At 69.3% G+C, this 17895-nt stretch carries 15 protein-coding genes; 4 read left to right on the forward strand and 11 right to left on the reverse strand.

Annotated features, from left to right (window positions below):
- Positions 1 to 23: 23 nt before the first annotated feature.
- The 4 genes from ACLQ7E_RS02640 to ACLQ7E_RS02655 all read right to left on the reverse strand — a co-directional run bounded on the left by ACLQ7E_RS02640 (position 24) and on the right by ACLQ7E_RS02655 (position 3864).
- Positions 24 to 899, reverse strand: coding sequence for a PPK2 family polyphosphate kinase (locus tag ACLQ7E_RS02640; protein ID WP_411731000.1), 876 nt, complete (start codon positions 897 to 899; stop codon positions 24 to 26).
- Positions 900 to 1045: 146 nt separating this feature from the next.
- Positions 1046 to 2275 (reverse strand): pyridoxal phosphate-dependent aminotransferase, encoded by a 1230-nt coding sequence (locus ACLQ7E_RS02645; protein WP_411731001.1) that lies wholly within the window; start codon positions 2273 to 2275, stop codon positions 1046 to 1048.
- Between the two features lie 90 nt (positions 2276 to 2365).
- Positions 2366 to 3379 carry a glycine betaine ABC transporter substrate-binding protein gene (locus ACLQ7E_RS02650; protein WP_411731002.1) on the reverse strand — a complete coding sequence of 338 codons (1014 nt, stop codon included), beginning with the start codon at positions 3377 to 3379 and terminating at the stop codon, positions 2366 to 2368.
- Positions 3376 to 3864, reverse strand: a complete 489-nt coding sequence (locus ACLQ7E_RS02655; protein ID WP_411731003.1) for an NUDIX hydrolase — start codon at positions 3862 to 3864, stop codon at positions 3376 to 3378. The genes ACLQ7E_RS02650 and ACLQ7E_RS02655 overlap by 4 nt, the downstream gene beginning before the upstream one ends.
- An 80-nt stretch (positions 3865 to 3944) precedes the next feature.
- Here ACLQ7E_RS02655 and ACLQ7E_RS02660 point away from each other — a divergent pair, with 80 nt between their 5' ends.
- The gene (locus ACLQ7E_RS02660; protein WP_217389031.1) at positions 3945 to 4448 is read left to right on the forward strand and encodes an Lrp/AsnC family transcriptional regulator; all 504 of its coding nucleotides are present in this window, start codon (positions 3945 to 3947) and stop codon (positions 4446 to 4448) included.
- Between the two features lie 72 nt (positions 4449 to 4520).
- Here ACLQ7E_RS02660 and ACLQ7E_RS02665 read toward each other — a convergent pair whose 3' ends face one another.
- From ACLQ7E_RS02665 to ACLQ7E_RS02675, 3 genes are all read right to left on the reverse strand, one after another.
- The gene (locus ACLQ7E_RS02665) at positions 4521 to 5756 is read right to left on the reverse strand and encodes a phosphotransferase (RefSeq protein WP_411731004.1); all 1236 of its coding nucleotides are present in this window, start codon (positions 5754 to 5756) and stop codon (positions 4521 to 4523) included.
- Between the two features lie 22 nt (positions 5757 to 5778).
- Complete coding sequence (locus ACLQ7E_RS02670; RefSeq protein WP_411731005.1) at positions 5779 to 6624, reverse strand: hypothetical protein; 846 nt, start codon at positions 6622 to 6624, stop codon at positions 5779 to 5781.
- Positions 6625 to 6892: 268 nt separating this feature from the next.
- Positions 6893 to 7513 carry a GNAT family N-acetyltransferase gene (locus ACLQ7E_RS02675; RefSeq protein ID WP_411731006.1) on the reverse strand — a complete coding sequence of 207 codons (621 nt, stop codon included), beginning with the start codon at positions 7511 to 7513 and terminating at the stop codon, positions 6893 to 6895.
- A 127-nt stretch (positions 7514 to 7640) separates the two neighbouring features.
- Here ACLQ7E_RS02675 and ACLQ7E_RS02680 point away from each other — a divergent pair, with 127 nt between their 5' ends.
- From ACLQ7E_RS02680 to cpaB, 3 genes are all read left to right on the forward strand, one after another.
- Entirely contained in the window at positions 7641 to 8264 is a 624-nt protein-coding gene (locus ACLQ7E_RS02680; RefSeq protein ID WP_411731013.1) for a 5-formyltetrahydrofolate cyclo-ligase, read from the forward strand.
- A gap of 120 nt (positions 8265 to 8384) precedes the next feature.
- Positions 8385 to 8633 (forward strand): FmdB family zinc ribbon protein, encoded by a 249-nt coding sequence (locus ACLQ7E_RS02685; protein WP_411731007.1) that lies wholly within the window; start codon positions 8385 to 8387, stop codon positions 8631 to 8633.
- A 185-nt stretch (positions 8634 to 8818) separates the two neighbouring features.
- Positions 8819 to 9523 carry a Flp pilus assembly protein CpaB gene (gene cpaB / locus ACLQ7E_RS02690; RefSeq protein ID WP_411731008.1) on the forward strand — a complete coding sequence of 235 codons (705 nt, stop codon included), beginning with the start codon at positions 8819 to 8821 and terminating at the stop codon, positions 9521 to 9523.
- A 148-nt stretch (positions 9524 to 9671) separates the two neighbouring features.
- Here the strand turns inward: cpaB and ACLQ7E_RS02695 are convergent, their stop codons facing one another.
- The 4 genes from ACLQ7E_RS02695 to ACLQ7E_RS02710 form a co-directional block, all read right to left on the reverse strand.
- A complete protein-coding gene (locus ACLQ7E_RS02695) occupies positions 9672 to 10037 on the reverse strand; it encodes a hypothetical protein (protein WP_411731009.1) in 366 nt (121 codons plus the stop codon).
- A gap of 2 nt (positions 10038 to 10039) precedes the next feature.
- Positions 10040 to 13834 (reverse strand): DNA helicase, encoded by a 3795-nt coding sequence (locus tag ACLQ7E_RS02700; RefSeq protein ID WP_411731010.1) that lies wholly within the window; start codon positions 13832 to 13834, stop codon positions 10040 to 10042.
- 320 nt (positions 13835 to 14154) lie between these two features.
- A complete protein-coding gene (gene guaA / locus ACLQ7E_RS02705) occupies positions 14155 to 15741 on the reverse strand; it encodes a glutamine-hydrolyzing GMP synthase (protein ID WP_411731011.1) in 1587 nt (528 codons plus the stop codon).
- 198 nt (positions 15742 to 15939) lie between these two features.
- The gene (locus ACLQ7E_RS02710) at positions 15940 to 17697 is read right to left on the reverse strand and encodes a DUF222 domain-containing protein (RefSeq protein WP_411731012.1); all 1758 of its coding nucleotides are present in this window, start codon (positions 17695 to 17697) and stop codon (positions 15940 to 15942) included.
- Positions 17698 to 17895: the final 198 nt, after the last annotated feature.

Genomic DNA, 17895 nt, shown 5'->3' on the forward strand with positions numbered 1-17895 from the left:
CCGCCGCGGTCCCGGGCCGGGTCCTAGGACCGGGCCAGGCGGCTGCGCTGCTCGGCGACGTCGAAGTCGGCGGCGGGCCACTGCGGATCGATGGCCTCCAGCGCCTCGCGCAAGAGCGTGGCCACTGCCAGCCGGGCGTACCACTTCTTGTCCGCCGGCACCACGAACCACGGAGCCGCCTCGGTGCCCGTGCGCTGGATCGCGGTTTCGTAGGCGCCCATGTAGTCGTCCCAGAGTCCGCGCTCGTCGATGTCCGCGGGATTGAACTTCCAGTGCTTGTCTTCCCGGTCCAGGCGCTCGGCCAGGCGCTTGCGCTGCTCGTCCTTGGAAATGTGCAGCATGACCTTGATAACCGTGGTGTTCTTGTCCACCAGGTTCGCCTCGAAGTCGTTGATGGCACCGTAGCGGCGCTCGATCTCTTCCGCCGGGGAGAGCTCCCTGACCTTGTGGATCAGCACGTCCTCGTAGTGCGAGCGGTCAAAGACCCCGATGTACCCGGCCTTGGGAAGCTGCCGCGCGATGCGCCACAGGAAATCGCGCTTCGCCTCGGCGGCGGTGGGTGCCTTGAAGGCGTGGTGGCTGACCCCCTGCGGATCGACGGCCCCGATGACATGGCGCATGATGCCGCCCTTGCCGGAGGTGTCCATCCCCTGGAGGACCAGCAGGACCTTGTGCGGGGCCCCGGCCCGCGAGGCGGCGAAGAAGCGTTCCTGCAGCTCGCCCAGCGCCGCGCCGACGACGGCGAGGTCCGCGCCGCCACTCTTCTTGTCGCCCTTGTAACCCGGCCTCGAGGACGGGTCGACATCGGCCAGCGTGAAATCGGCCGCGGCCGCAAACACCCGGTGCGCGGGGCTGTCGAACGGGGCGGATGCAACCGGGTCTTTGGGTTTCTTGCTCATGCGTACCGCTTTCGGGATGGGGACCGGGGAGTTTCAGCGTACGACATTTTCACGCTGAATCCCGCCAGTGACCTGTGCAGGGAACCCGCATGCCAGGGCCCGTGAACGGGCGCTCCCTCCGAAGGGACTGCTGGGCCAGGAAGCAGCTAGACGCCGACCTTGCCCTCGCGCAGGTCCTCGAGGAACTCGCCGATGCGGCCGATCGCGTCCTTCAGGTCGCGCACCGCCGGCAGGGTGACCAGCCGGAAATGGTCGGGGGCCACCCAGTTGAACGCGGTGCCGTGGGAGACCAGCAGCTTCTGCTGCTTGAGCAGTTCCAGGGCGAAGGCCTCGTCGTTGTGGATCGGGTACATCTCCCGGTCCAGCTTCGGGAACAGGTACAGCGCTCCCTTGGCCTGCTGCACCGAGACCCCGGGCAGCGCATTGAGCATCTCGAACGCGACGTCGCGCTGTTCCTTCAGCCGCCCGCCGGGCAGGATCAGGTCGTTGATCGACTGGTAGCCGCCCAGCGCGGTCTGGATAGCGTGCTGGCCCGGCACGTTGGCGCACAGGCGCATGTTGGTCAGCAGGTTGATGCCCTCGATGTAGTCCCCGGCCAGGTGCTTGGGCCCGGAAATGGCCATCCAGCCGGAGCGGAACCCGCAGACCCGGTAGGCCTTGGAGAGTCCGGAGAAGGTCAGCACCAGCACGTCGTCGGCCAGCGCGGCGGTGTTGATGTGCACCGCGTCGTCGTACAGGATCTTCTCGTAGATCTCATCGGAGAACACCACCAGGTTGTGCTTGCGCGCCAGCTCCAGGATCCCTTCGAGGGTCTCCTTCGGGTAGACGGCACCCGTGGGGTTGTTCGGGTTGATGATCACCACGCCCTTGGTGCGGGGGGTGATCTTCGCTGCCATGTCCTCGAGGTCCGGCAGCCAGCCCTCCTCCTCGACGTTCAGGTAGTGCACCGGCGTGCCGCCGGCGAGCGAGACCGAGGCGGTCCACAGCGGGTAGTCGGGGGCGGGGATCAGCACCTCGTCGCCGTTGTTCAGCAGCGCGTTCAGCGAAAGGGTGATCAGCTCGGAGACGCCGTTGCCCAGGTAGATGTCATCGACGCTGATCGACTGGATGCCCCGGGTCTGGTAGTACTGCGAGACCGCGGTGCGGGCGGAGAAGATGCCGCGCGAATCCGAGTATCCCTGCGCGTTGGGCAGGTTGCGCATCATGTCCACGAGGATCGCGTCCGGGGCCTCGAAGCCGAAGGGCGCCGGGTTGCCGATGTTCAGCTTGAGGATCCGGTGGCCCTCGGCCTCCATCCGCTGGGCGTGTTCCAGCAGCGGCCCGCGAATGTCGTAGAGGACGTTGTGGAGTTTCGTGGACTGCTTGAATTCTGGCATGCTCTTACTTTCTCATTTGGGGCCGGGGGCGCGCCTGCACTGTGAGCAAGGCAACTGCGGCAGTGCGCCGAGTGTGAAGCCATGGCGTCATCATGGCACGGTGAGCAGCGATTTGTCGGCAAGCCAGTCGGCGGCCGCCTTCTGCGGGGCCAGCGCGTCGCGGCCGGAGACCATGCGGTTCAGTTCCAGCAGGTCCTCCTGCTTCAGCTCGGCGCTGAGCTTGTTGATGGCCTCGATCGCGTCCTGGCCCACCCCGTCGGTGGTGATCAGCGGGGTCACCGATTCCGGGGCGAAAAGCGACCCAGCGTTTTGCAGCACGACCAGGGCGTTGTCGGGGATCCCGGAATTCTCGAGGGTGGTTCCCTGCACCTGGACCGCGTCGCTGATCACCGGCAGAACGCCGCGTGCCTGCTCATCGGTGAGCTCGGCGACGGACTTGGGGGTGCAGGAGGCCTTGGACGCCAGCGCCGGCACGAGCGAGGCCCTGGCGGCGCGGGAGATCCCGAATTCCAGCCGGGGGCACAGCGCACCGAGCTGGTCGATGCCCGCGAGCTTTTGCCCGGCGCTGGTGGCTGCGGTGACGACCAAGGTCCCGGTGCGCTCGGCCTCGGCCGTGTCCAGCACCGCGAAGCCCTTGAGGGTCAACGCGTGCAATTGCTTGTTGGTGGCGGCGGCGTCCAGGTCCCCGGGTGCAGCCGAAGCATCAGACGCACCGGCGGCACCCGCAGGGGTGCTTGCCGGAGTGCTTGCCGATTCGCTCGCCGCGCCCTGCGCGCCGGGAAGCTTGCCCAGGGCTGCAAGCAGCTCGCTGGATCCGGCCACGGCGACATCCGCCCGGCCGGCCAGGACCTCCGCGATGGGATCGGCGGCGGCCGGCGCCAGGCGCGAGGCGACTCCAGCGTCGGCCAGGATGTCCTTGTAGGCGTGGCCCAAGGCCTGGGACGTGGCATCGGGGCGCTGCACGAGCACCAGTTCGCGTTCGGTCTGCGCCTGCGAGGTGTGGACCTCGGTGACCGAGGTGCACCCCGCCAGGGCCAGCAGCAGGGCGCCGAGCCCCAGGGTGCGAAGCCCGCGGACTCCCCGGGGCAGTGTGTTGTCCATCATCTGGCGGATTCCTTGTGCAGGTTTTCCCGGTACAGCTCGATGGCGGCATCCACGCGGTCGACGCGGTTCAGCGCGGCGACGTCCTGAAGCGGGAACCAGGCCGCCTGGCTGGTGGTGCCGTTGGCCTCATGGCGCAGCGCCCCGCCGGTGACGGCGGCGGCATAGAGGACGGCAACTGTCTGCATCGGGTATTCGGTGCCGCTGTAGCGCTTGTGCGCCGGGATCAGGCCCGAATCCACGGAGAGCAGCGAATCGACCCGCACCCGGTACCCGGTTTCCTCCTCGACCTCGCGCACGGCGCCGGCCTCGATGGCCTCGCCGAGTTCCACTCCCCCGCCGGGCAGGGTCCAGCGGGGCACGAATCCGGCATCGCGCTCGCGCATGTCCCACAGCGCCAGGAGGATCGAACCGTCGCGGATCACCACGCAATAGGCGGCAAGCCGGGTGTCGAAGCCGCGGTGGGCCTGGGATTCGGGGGTAGTCATGAAACCATTTTAGGGTGTGCCGGGCCTTTCCCCGGGGTCCAAATCTCCCGATGCGCTCACAACTGTGATGGAATATCAGCATGGCACCTTCAACTTTTCCGCAACAACCGGTTGAACTTGACGCCGTTGACCGTCGGATTATTCAGGAATTGGTCAACGACGCACGCATAAGCAACGCGTTGCTGGCGCAACGAACCGGCATCGCCCCGTCCACGGCACTGCTGCGTACCCGCGCCCTGGTGGAGCGCGGGGTGCTCACCGGCTACCACGCGGAGGTCAGCCTGCCGGCGGTCGGGCGCAGCGTGCAGGCACTGATCTCGGTGCGGCTGCGCGTGCACGACCGCGTGCAGATCGACAAGTTCACGCAGAAGATGCCACAGCTGCCGGAGGTGCTCTCGATGTTCCACACTTCCGGGGTCACCGACTACCTGCTGCACATTGCCGTGAGCTCCACCGAGGCGCTGCGCGACTGGGTGCTCGACTACCTGGCCACCGACGAATCAGTCGGACACACCGAAACGACGCTGGTCTTCGGCCACCACAAGGGTTTGGGCGGACCGATCCCGGAGAACCTGCCGAACTAGGCAGCTTCTTTCCGCGCCGGGCGTTCCCGGCGGGGCGTTCCCGGCGGGGCGTTCCCGGCGGGGCTGGCCCGATCAGGCGAACGCGTCGGCGCGTCGCACCAGGTCGTGCACGGCCAGCAGCCGGGCCTCGGCCACCTGCTCCCACGTGTCGTTCCCGAGGCCGCGGGACCCGGCAATCAGCGTCAGCGCAACCGCTGCCGACCTCGCCCACAGGGCGCGCGGATCGACGTTGCGTTCAAAGACGTGCGCGAAGCGCTCCAGCGCCGCCGGTGCGGCCCGGTACTTCTCACCCAGCGACGGCAGGATCGCCAGGTGCCCCAGCAGGCATGCCAGGTCGTCGACCCGGTACCCCGGCCCCAGCGAGTCCAGATCCAGCAGCGCGCTGATCGATCCGCCGCTCAGCAGGATGTTCGCGTCGTAGAAATCCCCGTGCGCCGGCACCTGTTCCCCCCTGTCGGAGGCGGAAAGGTGCGCAGTGATCCTCCCCGTCAGCTCCTGCAGCTCGCCATCCCGGTGCGGCAGGGCCAGCGCGGCGGCCTGCCGGTAGCGCGGGATCGAATCGCTCCAGGCCCGCTTGGCTTCCAGCTGCATCACGCCCGCGGGCAGCGCGTCGAGCAGGGCGATGAAGTCGTTCGGATCCAGGTCCGCTCCCCCGTGCGGGCGGATGGCCGCCGAAAGTGATTCCCCGCGGCCCGCCTCCAGCACCAGGACCCCGGCGGTGCGCGGGGCGAGCATTGCCGGGACCGGGATCCCGGTTCCGGCCAGCAGCTGGTGACGCAGGCGCAGGCCGGCGATCGCGTCGGGGCGTCCCACCTTCAGGAAGATCGTTCGTTGGATGTCCAGCGGCCCGCGTGTGGTGAACGTCGCCCGCAGCACCGCGCGGCGCAGCGGCCGGTAGGCGATGGTCTTGAGCCCCATCAGCCGCTCACCCCCGCCCCAGGTTTCCTGCACGTGCGCCCGGTCCGCGGCCAGCGCGAGGTCCGGCAGCAACGGGTCGCGGGGGTGGATCCAGCCGCTGACGGTGATTCCCGGTGTCCGGGTGCCTGCGCCGATTTGTGTGGCGGCGACACCGGGGACGGTGATTTTCTCGGTGGTTACGCCCAGCTCGTTGAATCCGGTGCCCGCGGGCATGCGGTACATGGCGCTGATCCCCGCGCCTGGCCGATGCTGGATGCGCAGCCGGTTGGCTTCGTAGTCCCAGGTCCCCGGGTGCGTGCTGCCGCCGAGTTGGCGCACCAGCTCCGGGATCGCCTCGGCCAGGGCGGCAAGCTGCGCCGCATCTGCGGGGTCCGGTGCGCTGGCGGTCATCGGAGCACGAAGGTGTCGCCGGTCAGGCGCGGCGGCGCTGCATGACGTCGTCGAGATTGATGCGATCGGTGGAAGCCTCGGCGCGCGGTGCGCGTGCGGCATTTGCCTCCGCGGCAGCAGGGGGCACGACGGGATCGGATTTCCCGGTGATGGGAGCCTGGGTGGATGCGGTTGTCTCGGCCGGCGGAGCCGCCGGGATTGCCGGGGGTGCGGGGGTTGCGGCAATGGTCTGCACGACGGTGGTGCCGTCGCCTTGGGTGCCGACGGCTTCGGCCAGGCGGGCGGCGGCTTCCTGCGAACGCAGTGTCGCGCCGGTCGATGCCTTCAGTTCGGCACTTGCCTGAAGCGGGGCCGGGGCCGGACGCTGTGCGGCGTTGGCCAGGACGTATTGCGGCAACGGGATCTCGGTGGGTTCCCAGCCTTCGGGACGCTGGACGGCGGATCCCTTGTGGGCGATGCGCAGTGCCTCGGCGCGCAGCTCCTGGACGGTCAGGCGCGGGGCACGCTTGTTGGAGTTCGGCTGGGCGTCAAAGACCACCGCGGACTTCTTCACCGGCTCGGGGCGCGGGGTGCGAACGTTCTCCATGGCGCGGGTGCGGGTCGATTCCAGCCGGGCGAGGAGCTTGCTGCGCCGGTCGCGCACGGCCAGGCCGCGCAGGGTGGAAAAGCTGGCAAGGGCGAGGGCCAGGGCAATCAAAGGCACCCAGCCGGAGAACACGCCCGCCAGGGCAAGCACGCCGCCGATGGGCAGGGCCAGTGCGGAGAGGCATCCGAGCAGGGCGACGGCCAGGCGGTCGTAAAAAATGCGCAAGGGTGGCTGCTCCGTCGGGCTGGACGCGACTGAAGCGTTGGATGCTACCGGTGCCATGTTGCTCCTCCGTCGGCTGGCGACTGACTTCTCCTGCGGATCCGCCCGGCCCTGTACTGAAGTGGCCGGTTTACTCCATCGTGGTGCTTCCATTGCCGTGCAACTCCCCCGGCGCACTGGTTCGTCGCCGGAATTTGCTGACAATGTGAAACGTCCACGTCAACCACATTAAGCATGCATGTGCCCACGGTGCCGCATTCAACCCGGTGTGTCCGGCAATACTCTGGACTAATTTGCGATATTGCCGTTTTTCGCCCCGGGTGTCCCGCTATTGCGTCCTGGCCAGCCACCGGTTGAGCATCCCATCGGGAACTTCCGTGGCGGTGAGTGCGAAGCTGCGGTGGTCGGCCCACTGCCCGTTGATGTGCAAGAAGTCCTTGCGCACCCCCTCGTCGCGGAAGCCCAGCTTTTCGACCACGCGCAGGCTGGCGCCGTTTTCCGGGCGGATGTTGATCTCGATCCGGTGCAGCCCCATGGCCGTGAAGCAATGGTCCACCGCCATGGCGACGGCCTCCGGCGCGATCCCGGCCCCGGCATGACCGACGTCGACCCAATACCCGATGGATCCGCTGCGTGCGGCACCCCACATGATCGAGGAGACCGTCAGCTGCCCGACGATCGGCGCATGCCTGCTGTGCAGCCCCGGCAAGGTGATCGCCCAGGGCAGGCACTGGCCCAGGCGCGCCGCGCGGTTCTGGGCCGAGACCATCTGGCCGAAGTCCGCCGGGTACCCGGCGCCCTCGGGCAATGTCGCATCCCAGGGCGCGAGCCAGAGGTCGTTGGTGCGGCGCAGATGCATCCATTCGGCCTTGTCACGGCGGCGCAAGGGGCGCAACAGCAGCCGTGGCCCCTGCACGCTGACGGGCCAATGGCGGTCAAATTCGGACATGGACCAATCCTATCTATTCCCCGGGTGCCCGCCGGCCGCGCCCTGCCGTCGCGGTGCCGGCCGGACCCTTCCCGGGCCTTCGCGCGGTCCGGTCTCCGCCGGGCCTAGAATGTGGAGCGTGAGCGAGATGAACATCAAGAACGAAGCCCGGAACCGGTTGCGCGCCACCCGCCGCGCCATGGGCCCGGCCCGGCGCGCGTCGGAAATGGCGTTGCTGGCCGGCCACCTGCTGCCGTGGCTGGGGCAAAACGCGCCGCGGCGGACCCTGACCTGCTTCCTGTCCTATGGCACCGAACCGCCCACCGGCGCCCTGTTGGCGGACCTCCACGCCGCCGGATACACGATCTACGTTCCGATCTGCGAACCTTTGCGGCGCCTGTCCTGGTCGCGCTGGTTCCCCGGCGTGGCGATGGCCCGCAGCGCCGTTGGGCCGATCGACGAACCGGTGGGCGAGCGTTTTGGCCCAGAGCTGATGAACGAGGTCGACGTCATCCTGGTGCCGGCGCAGGCAGTGGATGAAAACGGTGACAGGCTGGGGCAGGGAGGCGGCTACTACGACCGCTTCATCCAGTCCCTGGCGGACCCGGAGCACCGTCCGATGCTGCTTAGTATCGCCTTCGAGCACGAGTTCGTGGCCGCCGGCAGCTTCCCCGTCGAACCCTTCGACCAGCGCGTCGAGGCCGTCGCACTTCCCTCCGGGGTGCGCAACCTCACCAAGTGGCCGCGGGAGCGTACGTTAGAATTGATGTAGGCGGTCGCCCTAGGCGCCCGCAAACCCCTCTTCAACAGTCGCTTGTCCGGGTGACCGGCCGCGCCGCTTGGTGCTCCGGCCCCGCGGCCCGGCGCGCAACGCCCGCGCGAAAGGATCAATATGCCTACCTATGTTTATGCCTGCAAGGACTGTGGCCATGCCATGGAGGTTGTCCAGTCCTTCAGCGATGAGGCCCTGACCATCTGCCCCGAGTGCCAGGGAGCGCTGCGCAAGAAGTTCAACAGCGTCGGCGTGGTGTTCAAGGGCTCCGGGTTCTACCGCAACGACTCGCGTTCGACAACGAGCTCCAGCACCCCGGCCGCCGCCAGCAGCAGCAAGGTTTCCGCCCCGGCGTCGACCTCCGTCTAGGGCTTGCCCTCGGGCGGGCGTTGCCTCGAGGGGCAATTGCCGGCTGGGCCTCACCGAATGGCGCTTCTTTGGGCCGGGACGCGCGGTCGGTGCACTTCCTCGCACAGGCTCCGCGCGTGACTCCGCTATGACAGTCTCGTCATGGGCTCCATCCATTTGGGTGGGGCCCATGAGTTGCTTAAGGCATGTCCCTTTTTCGTCGTACCGATGTTCCGCGCCCGGCTTCGTCGCCTCGGGCACCCCGCCGTTCGGGCAGGGAGCTGTTTGCCAAGTACCGCAGGCACTTGGCCGCGGCGCTCGCCATGCTCTCGCTGGCAGTGTCCCTTGCGGTGCTCGCCCCCGCGACCGAGGAACGCATCGACGTGCTGGTGGCCGGCAGGGATCTGCCCGTCGGTTCCCTGCTGCGGCCGGAGGACCTGCGAAGCCAATCGGTTCCCCGCTCCCTGGTGCCCGAGGGCACGTACGGGAACCAGCCGCCGGCCGCCGGCTCGCGGCTGGCGATTCCCGTGTTGGCCGGGACCCCGGTGATTCCCACGATGGTCATCGGCCCCGGGCTTCTGGCGGGCCTTGCCCCCGGTTCCGTTGCGGTGCCGCTGCGCCTGGACGACGAGCAGACCGCGTCGCTGGTGCGCGCCGGGCAGCGCGTTGATGTGGTGCTCACCGAGGGCAACGGATTTGAGACGAAGCTGGATTCTCGGGTGCTGGCACGGGCCGTGCCGATCCTGTGGACCGCGGCGCAGGAACAACCCGACGGGCAGGGGCCGTGGAGTGTTTCCACCGGCTCCGGGCAGGGCGGCTTGATCGTGGTGGGAGCCGGGCCGGGCAGTGCCGAGCAACTCTCGACCGCGACGCAGCGGGGCAAGGTGTCGGTCGTGATCGTCAACCCGTAGGCAGGTGCCGCGCGCCCGTCCTCTGGTTAAGGACAGCCGGATGGAGGTGGGCCTGATGGCTGCGGTCCGGAAGGCTGCCGTCCGGAAGGCTGCCCGCCGGAGCGGGTGGCCGCTGGTGGCCACCCGTGGCCAATGACTGGTGGGCGGCTCAGTCCCAGTGGGGTGGACGCTGCGACTTCAGCCAGTCACCAAGGTCCTCTTCCGCGTCGCCCCAGCGGCGCGGGTCGTCTTCCGCGGCCTGCTGGTCCAGGACCGGATTCGGCTTCTTGGCGTGGCTTGCCGGTGGGCCCTTGGGAGCCTGGACACCCTCGGCCTGGGCCTTTTCGTCGGACTCCCCCGGCGCCTTGGCATCGACCGGAACCGCAGCGGCATCCGTGGATGGTCCCGGCGCGGGCCGTCCGGCGCCGTGGGGCAGCTCGAAGACACCGACGAGGGTCGATTCACTGACCTGTTGCGGCGGTGCGGTGAAACGCCGCGACTTCTTGCGCCGCGGCGTTTCCGGTTCACCGGCCATTGCTACGCATCGGCCAGGTCTGACTCCCGGCGCCCGGCATTCGACGAACCGCCGGCCGACGGGCCGGAGCCCGCGGACCCGCCGCGGGCCGCGTCGTCGTCCGCGGCATCCAGCCCGAGGAAACCTGCAAGTTCGTTGGCGACCTTGTCCGGGTCGGAGAACACGTCGATGGTCCACAGCGGCACATAGCGCCAGCCGAGGGCCTCGAAGAGCTGGGGCCGCAGGCGGCTGCGCTCGCGCACCGACAGTTCCCGGTAGCCCTGTGTGCCGTCGTACACCACGGCCAGGGGCACTTCGGTGCCGTTGCCGGTGACATCCAGTGCGTGCGCGGCGATGTCCAGCACGCCGCGGTAATGCTGGGTCACGATGGCCCCGCGCTCGGCCAACCGGGCCATCAGGTCGGTGACCAGCGGGTCCTTCAGCGGCGTGGTGGTCGCCGACATGCCCGAATCCCCGCCGAGCACCCTTCCGAAGAGCTCCAGGAAGCGGTGGGCACCGAAGCGCATGCGCGCCAGGTCCATGTCCTGCGGGCGCAGCGCCGAGACCAGCACCATCGACTCCCTGGCGCGCGTCACCGCGTTGACGAACAGCTCGTCGCCGCCGGGCTGCGACAGGGCACCGAAGTCGTGCACCGCCTTGCCGTGGGTGGTGCGGCCGTAGCCCAGCGAGAGGATGATGGCATCGCGCTGCAGCCCGGCCAGGCGATCGACGCTGGTGACCAGGAAGCGTTCGGCCGCGGCACGGAAGTACTTGGTCGCCCAGGGGTGGTTGGGCAGCTGGACGCGGATGCCCTCGGCGATGGCGGAGGCGTGCCGGCGGTTACCCGCAATGACGGCCAGGGTCTTCTCGCCGCGGCGGGCCAGGTGTGTGAAGACCAGGTCGACGACGCGTTGGACCTCGGCCACGGTGGTCTCGACGGAATCGCCGTCGGCCCCCAGTGTCCCGGTGCCGTCCATGACGTACTCGGCCTTCAGTGCCGGGGTGCCTGCACCCAGCGAGCGGGCGGCCGGCAGCCGGGAGAGCGAATCGGCGTAGAAGTCGTGCGAGAGGGACTCGGTGAGACCCTCGTCGATGCCCCGGTAGGCGGTGGCCAGCCGGATGAGCGGCAGCACCTCCTGGAGGGATTCCATCGCCGAGATCGGGGTCGACTCGGGGCGCGTGTGCGCCGTGGGGTCCACGGAGACCTCGAACGGGTTCGGGGCACCCATCATGGTGTCGCCGAACGCGATGACCTGCGTGGAGCGGGAGATGGAGCCGAGCACCGAGCGCAGCGAAAGCGAGTCGGCGTCCAGCAGGATGACCGCGTCGAACTCCATCCCGGCGGGCACCGTGGCGGGGATGAGCAGCGGGGATCCGACCCAGACGGGGCACAGCGAGTTCAGCAGCGAGTCACCCAGGGTGGCGAGGTCCGAGACCGCCGGTTCCCCGTCCTTGAGCATGGCCCGCAATTCGCGCGATGCCGCCCGGTGGTCTGCCAGTGCCGCCTTCCACGCCTTGGCCAGGGCCCAGCGCAGGCGCGAGGCCCCGGAGGAAACGTGCGCGGAGTCGGCCAGCCGGTATTCGGCCTCGAGCTTGCGCAGCTTTGCCCCGTCGTTCATCGCCAGGAAGTCGTCGCCGGAGATCATGGCCTCCAGGGCCGACTGCCACCAGGCCAAATCCAGTTCCGCGGCGACGGCCTCGGGCTTGACGTTGCGCGCCCGGAAGTCGTCCATCAGCTCACCCAGGCCGTGCTCGGCCAGCTGCTCGGTGATCAGCGTGCGTTCGGGCAGCTGGTCCAGCTCGCCCTTGTGCTCCAGCAGCTTGTCCATGCGGTCCTGCAGCGTGGCAATGGGTTCGTCGCGCAGGGTGCTGCCGGCGGATTCGGGCAGCAGCGTCGCCAGCTTGTCGAGGCGCGATCCGGCGTCCTGGTAGCCGGCGTTCACGTCCAGCAGCCCGGCGGGCACCATCGGGTGGCGCTGGGAGGTGGCGTGGTGGTGCCAGGCCAGGTGCTGTTCCTGGACCGCTTCCAGCGCCGACTGCAGGTCCGAGACGTGCACGCCGGGGCGCACATAGTCCTTGGCGACCTTGCGCAGCCGCGAGCGGGTCATCGAGCTCATCTCGATGCCGCGTTCCCGGCGCCAGGAGGACGAGGCGGTGGCGGAGATCAGGTCCTCGACGGACTTGTCAAAGATGTCGGACTCGAACTTGTCCAGCGAGCCGCGCACGGCAACCAGCAGGTCCAGCTGCTCGCCCCACTTGTTGTAGGAGTCGGCCAGGCGGATCTCGGAGTGGGCGGCGACCTTGAGCATGTGCTCGCGCAGGATCGGCAGGTCCCGCTGCAGGCCGGTGACCAGGTCCAGGGCGGTGTCGGTGTCGCGCTTGTTGCGCAGCCGCGCCCCGTACCAGGGGCTGGAGGCCGAGGTGCGCACGAAGGCGCCGAGCTCGGCGGCGCGCTTGAGCTGCTCGGCGGTGGAGGTGCGGCTGGTGATCGAGTCGAGCACCGAGCGCTTCAGGCGCACCATGGTGGCAGGGGCAGGGGTCAGGGAGGTGAGGCGGGCGAGTTCCTGCATCGCCCGGTATGGGGAGCAGCCCCATCGGGCGCGGGTGGAATGCAGCGAGCGGACATGGTCCAGCAGTGCATGGCGGTGTTCGCGTAGGGAAGCGTGCAGCTTGCCCAGCGATGGCTCGGTGGCGCGCTCATTGCGCAGGATCGCCCGGGTCAGCAGCTCGCGCAGGGCGTCGGGGTCGTCTTCCGGGGAAAGCAGAAGCGCGGTTCCGGCCAGGTCCAGCCCGGCGAAACGGGTCACGAATTCCTCGGCGCTGGAGCGCCTTTCGGCCACCACCAGCACGCGCTTGCCCGCGGTGGCCAGCACGCCCGCGGCGTTCAGTGCCGTCTGGGTCTGCCCGCTGCCGGCCGGCGCGCTCACGGCCACGGACTCCCCCGCCTCCACGAGGTCAAGGACAGCCTGCTGGGACTCGTCGGCATCCAGCAGCAGCAGTTCCTCGGCCGGATTGCGCTCGTCGCTGCTGCGGGTCGGGCGCGACTGCCCGGACCGCGCCGCGGAGGTGGTGCCGGTGGTGCCGGTGGTGCCGGGTCCGCCCTCGCCGCGCTTGAGTTCGGCAGCGAAGAGCTTTTCCAGCACCGGGTGGTGCATGTCGATGCTGCCCGGGTCGGCAGGGTCGGCAAGGTCGGCGAAGGTGGAGATCAGCAGGCGGTGGGCGATGACCATGCCGGAAACGTCGGCGACCTGGGTCCGCAGCGCATCCATCGCGCGGGTCGGGTCGAAGCGGGCGATGGAGTAGGCGGCGGCGTTGACTCCCGCCACGTCGATGTCCAGGTGGTGCTGGCGCTTGAGGTAGCGCAGCAGCGCGGGCGAGAACTCGGCCCGGCCCATGAGCTGGATCTCGAAGTCTTCCTGGTCCTCGCGCACCGAGAGCACGATGCGACCGAGCATGATCGGGGCGTTGAACTGTTCGCTGCGGCCCTCATGCACGGCGCGCCAGTTGGCCTGGCCCGCGGAGAGGTAGCCGACGTCGATGCCGCGCTCGTCCCAGAGCTCGCGGATCTTTGAGCGCAGTGCGTCGGCGGTGCGGCGGGCCGAATCGTATTGGTCCGAATCACGCAGCAGCGTGGAGAGCCGGGTGCGTCGTCCGGCCAGGAACTGGGCCAGCCCCGAGGGGTGGGCATGGGTGATGTCGATGCTGTTGGACACCGAGGGGGCGAACCGCAGCAACGTGTCGGTCCCCACCCCTGGGCCCAGGGAGTCAACCCACGTGGAGACCAATTCATCTGCGTGCTGCTGGTGCTCTGCCACCATACCGTCCCTTCACCTCTTGCCTGAATGCTGCCGCACCCGCGTCGCGCATTGCCACGCGGATACATTCAGCCCTTACCAACCTAGTCCAATGTGGGCGCGCGGTGCCGAACCAAAACACGTTCGGTACCGGCCTGTTGCGCTTTGGTGCGCCTTCTGCGCCGCCGCGGTGCCATGTTGCGTCCGCCCGGTCGCCTCCGCGTTAACGCTGCGTGGCCGATGGGTGCCCGGCCGGTGAACGGCACGCCCCGAAAACAGTTCAGGGGGAAGCCCGCATAGGCTTCCCCCTGAACTTTGCCGCCGGCGTGTCTACGCCGTCGGGCTTACTCCCATTCGATGGTTCCCGGCGGCTTGGACGTCACGTCCAGCACCACGCGGTTGACCCCGTCGACCTCGTTGGTGATCCGGTTGGAAATCCGGGCCAGCAGGTCGTAGGGCAGGCGCGACCAGTCTGCGGTCATGGCGTCCTCGGAGGACACCGGGCGCAGCACGATCGGGTGGCCGTAGGTGCGGCCATCGCCCTGCACGCCCACGGAGCGCACGTCGGCCAGCAGGACGACCGGCATCTGCCAGACTTCCTCGTCCAGGCCGGCAGCGGTCAGCTCGGCGCGAGCGATCGCGTCGGCCTTGCGCAGCAGCGTCAGGCGTTCCTCGTTGACCGCACCGATGATGCGGATGCCCAGGCCCGGGCCCGGGAACGGCTGGCGCATGACGATCTCGGCCGGCAGGCCAAGCTGCTTGCCCACGGCACGGACCTCGTCCTTGAAGAGCGCGCGCAGCGGCTCGACCAGTTCGAAGTCCAGGTCCTCGGGCAGGCCACCGACGTTGTGGTGGCTCTTGATGTTGGAGGCACCTTCGCCGCCGCCGGATTCGACGACGTCGGGGTACAGGGTTCCCTGGACCAGGAACTTCACCGGCTGGCCGGAGTCGGCAGCCTCGGCAAGGATCGCGGTTTCGGCGGCCTCGAACGCGCGAATGAATTCGCGGCCGATGATCTTGCGCTTGGTTTCCGGATCCGTCACGCCGTCCAGGGCGGTCAGGAAACGCTCGCGCTCGTCGGCGATGTAGAGCTTCGCACCTGTTGCGGCGACAAAGTCCTTTTCGACCTGTTCGGCTTCGCCTTCGCGCAGCAGACCGTGGTTGACGAACACGCAGGTGAGCTGGTCGCCGATGGCGCGCTGCACCAGTGCGGCCGCCACGGCGGAGTCGACGCCGCCGGAGAGGCCACAGATGGCCCGGCCGTCGCCTACCTGGTTGCGGATCTTTTCGACCTGCTCGTCCAGGATGTTGGCAGCGGTCCATGACGGGGTCAGGCCCGCGCCGTTGTACAGGAAGTTCTCCAGTACCTGCTGGCCGTGGGCCGAGTGCTTGACCTCCGGGTGCCACTGCACGCCGTAGAGGCGCTTGGCCTCGTTGGCGAAGGCTGCAACGGGTGCGCCTGCGGTGGTGGCCAGGACCTCGAAGCCCTCGGGGGCTTTCGAGACGGAGTCGCCGTGGCTCATCCAGACGTTCTGTGCCTCGGGGATGCCGGCCAGGATGGAGCGTGCTGCTCCGCTGGCGGTGGCATCGGTTGCACCGTATTCGCGCAGCCCGGTTTCGGCGACGACGCCGCCGAGGGCGTTGGCCATGGCCTGGAAGCCATAGCAGATGCCCAGAACCGGCACACCTGCCTCAAACAGGTCGGCACCGACGCTCGGGGCACCGTCGGCGTAAACGCTCGAGGGGCCTCCGGAGAGGATGATTGCCGCCGGGTTCTTGGCGAGAATCTGTTCGGTGGTGTAGGTATGCGGGACGATCTCCGAATACACGTTGGCTTCGCGTACACGCCGAGCAATCAGCTGTGCGTACTGGGCCCCGTAATCGACGACCAGAACCGGCTGTTGCTCTGGGGTGCTGGGAGTGTTGGTCACGCGCCTAAGCTTAGCCGCCCGGAGAGCCCCCTTGCATCCTCAACTGGCCGAGGGTGACGCAAACTACTTTGGCCGTGACCTCGGCCGCGTCATGTTGGCGGTTGAAGCGGCATGTCGCGCACCTTTCGCCCGCTGGCCCGGGGCGATGCGGAGTGTGGATCGGCGGCAGGCTTCCGTCCGCGGGCACACCCGGGCGGTTCATTCGGTGAATAGTGGCAGGGTGTACCCCGCGGTGCGCAATTCCGGGTGCCAATACAGGTTTCGTTCCGGGTCCCCGCGGGGTTGGCCGGCGCGGGCGATGACGTACGGGATCCCGTTGATCATCCGCAGGGTGATCAGTCCGGCGTGCACCATGAGGTGGTGGTGCTGGCAGAGGCAAGCGCCGTTATCGACACTGGTCGGACCGCCTTCGGTCCAGGGTTTCACATGGTGGACCTCGGAGGTGGAGGCCGGGCGGTGGCAGCCGGGGATCGCGCAGCCGCGATCGCGGAGGGCGATGGCCTTGCGCTGCGCCGGGGAGAAGCTGCGCACCTCGCGGCCCAGGTCCAGGATTTCGCCGTCGGAGCCGAGCAGCGCCGGCAGGATGCCCCCGTCGCAGGCCAGGCGGCGCACGTTGGCGGCGGAGATCGGGCGCCCGTGGGCGGTGATCCCGGCGTCCTCGCACTGGCCCAGCAGGGCGCGGTAGCCGATGAGCACCCCGATCTTCACCGGCATCCCGCCGCTTTGCAGGGGCGAGGAGCCCGTGAGGGCCCCGGAGAGCGCGGCCAGTACGGCGTCGAGCAGCAGTTGCGGGGAGGTGCGCGGGTCCGGGGAGTCAAGCAAGGAAGCCGTGCCGCCGTCGGGGCCGCCCTGGGACGCGGGGAGCCCGCAGGCCAGTTCGCTGACGGGTGCCAGCGCCGGGTCGGTGCCAGGGGCGACCGCCCATTCGGGGGCCGGGATCCCGGCCGGGGCAGCAGTGCCGGGCACTTCCGTGGCGCCGTTGGTGCCGTTGGTGCCGTTGGTGCCCGGTTGCTTGGTGCGGGTGGATTCCGAGACGGGCGGGAGCCTGTCCGAGCGCGGGTTGGTCCAGGCCTCGCCGAAGGCGAGGATCGTTTCGGAGTCGATGGGGTCGCAGCGCAGCAGGTACTCGTCGAACCCCTCGCGGTACCCGCGGTAGACCATGCCGCGCTTGGCCCGGATTTCCTCGTCGGTGATCGGCGCCCCGTTCTCGGCCAGGAACGCGCCCCAGTCGGCCAGGGCCTTGTGGCCGTGCCGCGGCTCCGCCGTGCGGGCCTCGTGGACCAGGGATTCCTCGATGGCGGCGTTCAGGTTCGCCGCGTCCGGGCGTTCGGCGATGCGCGGCTGCATCGACTCCAGGCGTCCGGCCAGCTGCGCCAGGGTCGCCACGTCCGCGCTGCCGTCGGCCGCGGCCCGGGCCAGCACCGGGAACAACGGATCACAAGGCCGGGCCGCGGGATCGGTGGGCGCCAGCGGGTCGTCGCCTGCGGCGGGTCCCCCGGCCGGGGGCGGGGCCGGGGCGATGAGCAGCCGGGCGCCGGTGATCCGGCGGCGGGCCTCGGTGGCCGAGATGTGCAAGTGCGCCTGCAGGTAGGAGACGGTGTTGCGGTGCGGGGACATCCCGGGGCACATCCGCTCCACCGGCACCTCCGCGGCGCCCTCGGCCAGCGCCCGGGGGTCCTCGGCCAGGGCGTCGATGGCGCTGGCGGTCTCCGGGTCCAGCCGGTGGACCTGGTTCGCATCGGCCTGGAACGTGGTGCGCAGTTGCCCGAACTCGATCGCCCGCCTCCCCTGCTCCAGCAGGCCCAGGACCACGGCGCCGGAGGCAGCGTCCAGGCCGAGGCCCCCGAGTTCCCGTTCCGCGGCACGCAACTGGAGCACCGCGGCGGCCAGGTGCCGGATCGCGGTGTCGGTGGGGGCTGGCCCCCTCGGGGTGCTCGGTGCGGCGGAGATCGTCATGCCCTCGAGTCTGCGCCATCCGGCGCCCGATCCTCGGCCGGGGGCACGGGATCTGGGGACGGCAGCCCCGGCCCCCGCAAACGGTGCGGGGAAGTGGGCGCGGACAGGAAGCGGACCAGGGCGGAAAGCGCCTTGGAGCGGGGGCAAGAAAAAAGGGGCGGTCATGGGGGGCGGCCCCAGGCGCAGCGGAGACAGCCC

The organism is Paeniglutamicibacter sp. (genome assembly GCF_046714615.1).
GTDB lineage: Bacteria > Actinomycetota > Actinomycetes > Actinomycetales > Micrococcaceae > Paeniglutamicibacter.

Excerpts from the sequence above, each read along its gene's own strand:
- ACLQ7E_RS02640 (WP_411731000.1), bottom strand. The coding sequence starts at position 899 with ATGAGCAAGAAACCCAAAGACCCGGTTGCATCCGCCCCGTTCGACAGC.
- ACLQ7E_RS02645 (WP_411731001.1), bottom strand. The coding sequence starts at position 2,275 with ATGCCAGAATTCAAGCAGTCCACGAAACTCCACAACGTCCTCTACGAC.
- ACLQ7E_RS02650 (WP_411731002.1), bottom strand. The coding sequence starts at position 3,379 with ATGATGGACAACACACTGCCCCGGGGAGTCCGCGGGCTTCGCACCCTG.
- ACLQ7E_RS02655 (WP_411731003.1), bottom strand. The coding sequence starts at position 3,864 with ATGACTACCCCCGAATCCCAGGCCCACCGCGGCTTCGACACCCGGCTT.
- ACLQ7E_RS02660 (WP_217389031.1), top strand. The coding sequence starts at position 3,945 with ATGGCACCTTCAACTTTTCCGCAACAACCGGTTGAACTTGACGCCGTT.
- ACLQ7E_RS02665 (WP_411731004.1), bottom strand. The coding sequence starts at position 5,756 with ATGACCGCCAGCGCACCGGACCCCGCAGATGCGGCGCAGCTTGCCGCC.
- ACLQ7E_RS02670 (WP_411731005.1), bottom strand. The coding sequence starts at position 6,624 with ATGGCACCGGTAGCATCCAACGCTTCAGTCGCGTCCAGCCCGACGGAG.
- ACLQ7E_RS02675 (WP_411731006.1), bottom strand. The coding sequence starts at position 7,513 with ATGTCCGAATTTGACCGCCATTGGCCCGTCAGCGTGCAGGGGCCACGG.
- ACLQ7E_RS02680 (WP_411731013.1), top strand. The coding sequence starts at position 7,641 with ATGAACATCAAGAACGAAGCCCGGAACCGGTTGCGCGCCACCCGCCGC.
- ACLQ7E_RS02685 (WP_411731007.1), top strand. The coding sequence starts at position 8,385 with ATGCCTACCTATGTTTATGCCTGCAAGGACTGTGGCCATGCCATGGAG.
- cpaB (WP_411731008.1), top strand. The coding sequence starts at position 8,819 with ATGTCCCTTTTTCGTCGTACCGATGTTCCGCGCCCGGCTTCGTCGCCT.
- ACLQ7E_RS02695 (WP_411731009.1), bottom strand. The coding sequence starts at position 10,037 with ATGGCCGGTGAACCGGAAACGCCGCGGCGCAAGAAGTCGCGGCGTTTC.
- ACLQ7E_RS02700 (WP_411731010.1), bottom strand. The coding sequence starts at position 13,834 with ATGGTGGCAGAGCACCAGCAGCACGCAGATGAATTGGTCTCCACGTGG.
- ACLQ7E_RS02710 (WP_411731012.1), bottom strand. The coding sequence starts at position 17,697 with ATGACGATCTCCGCCGCACCGAGCACCCCGAGGGGGCCAGCCCCCACC.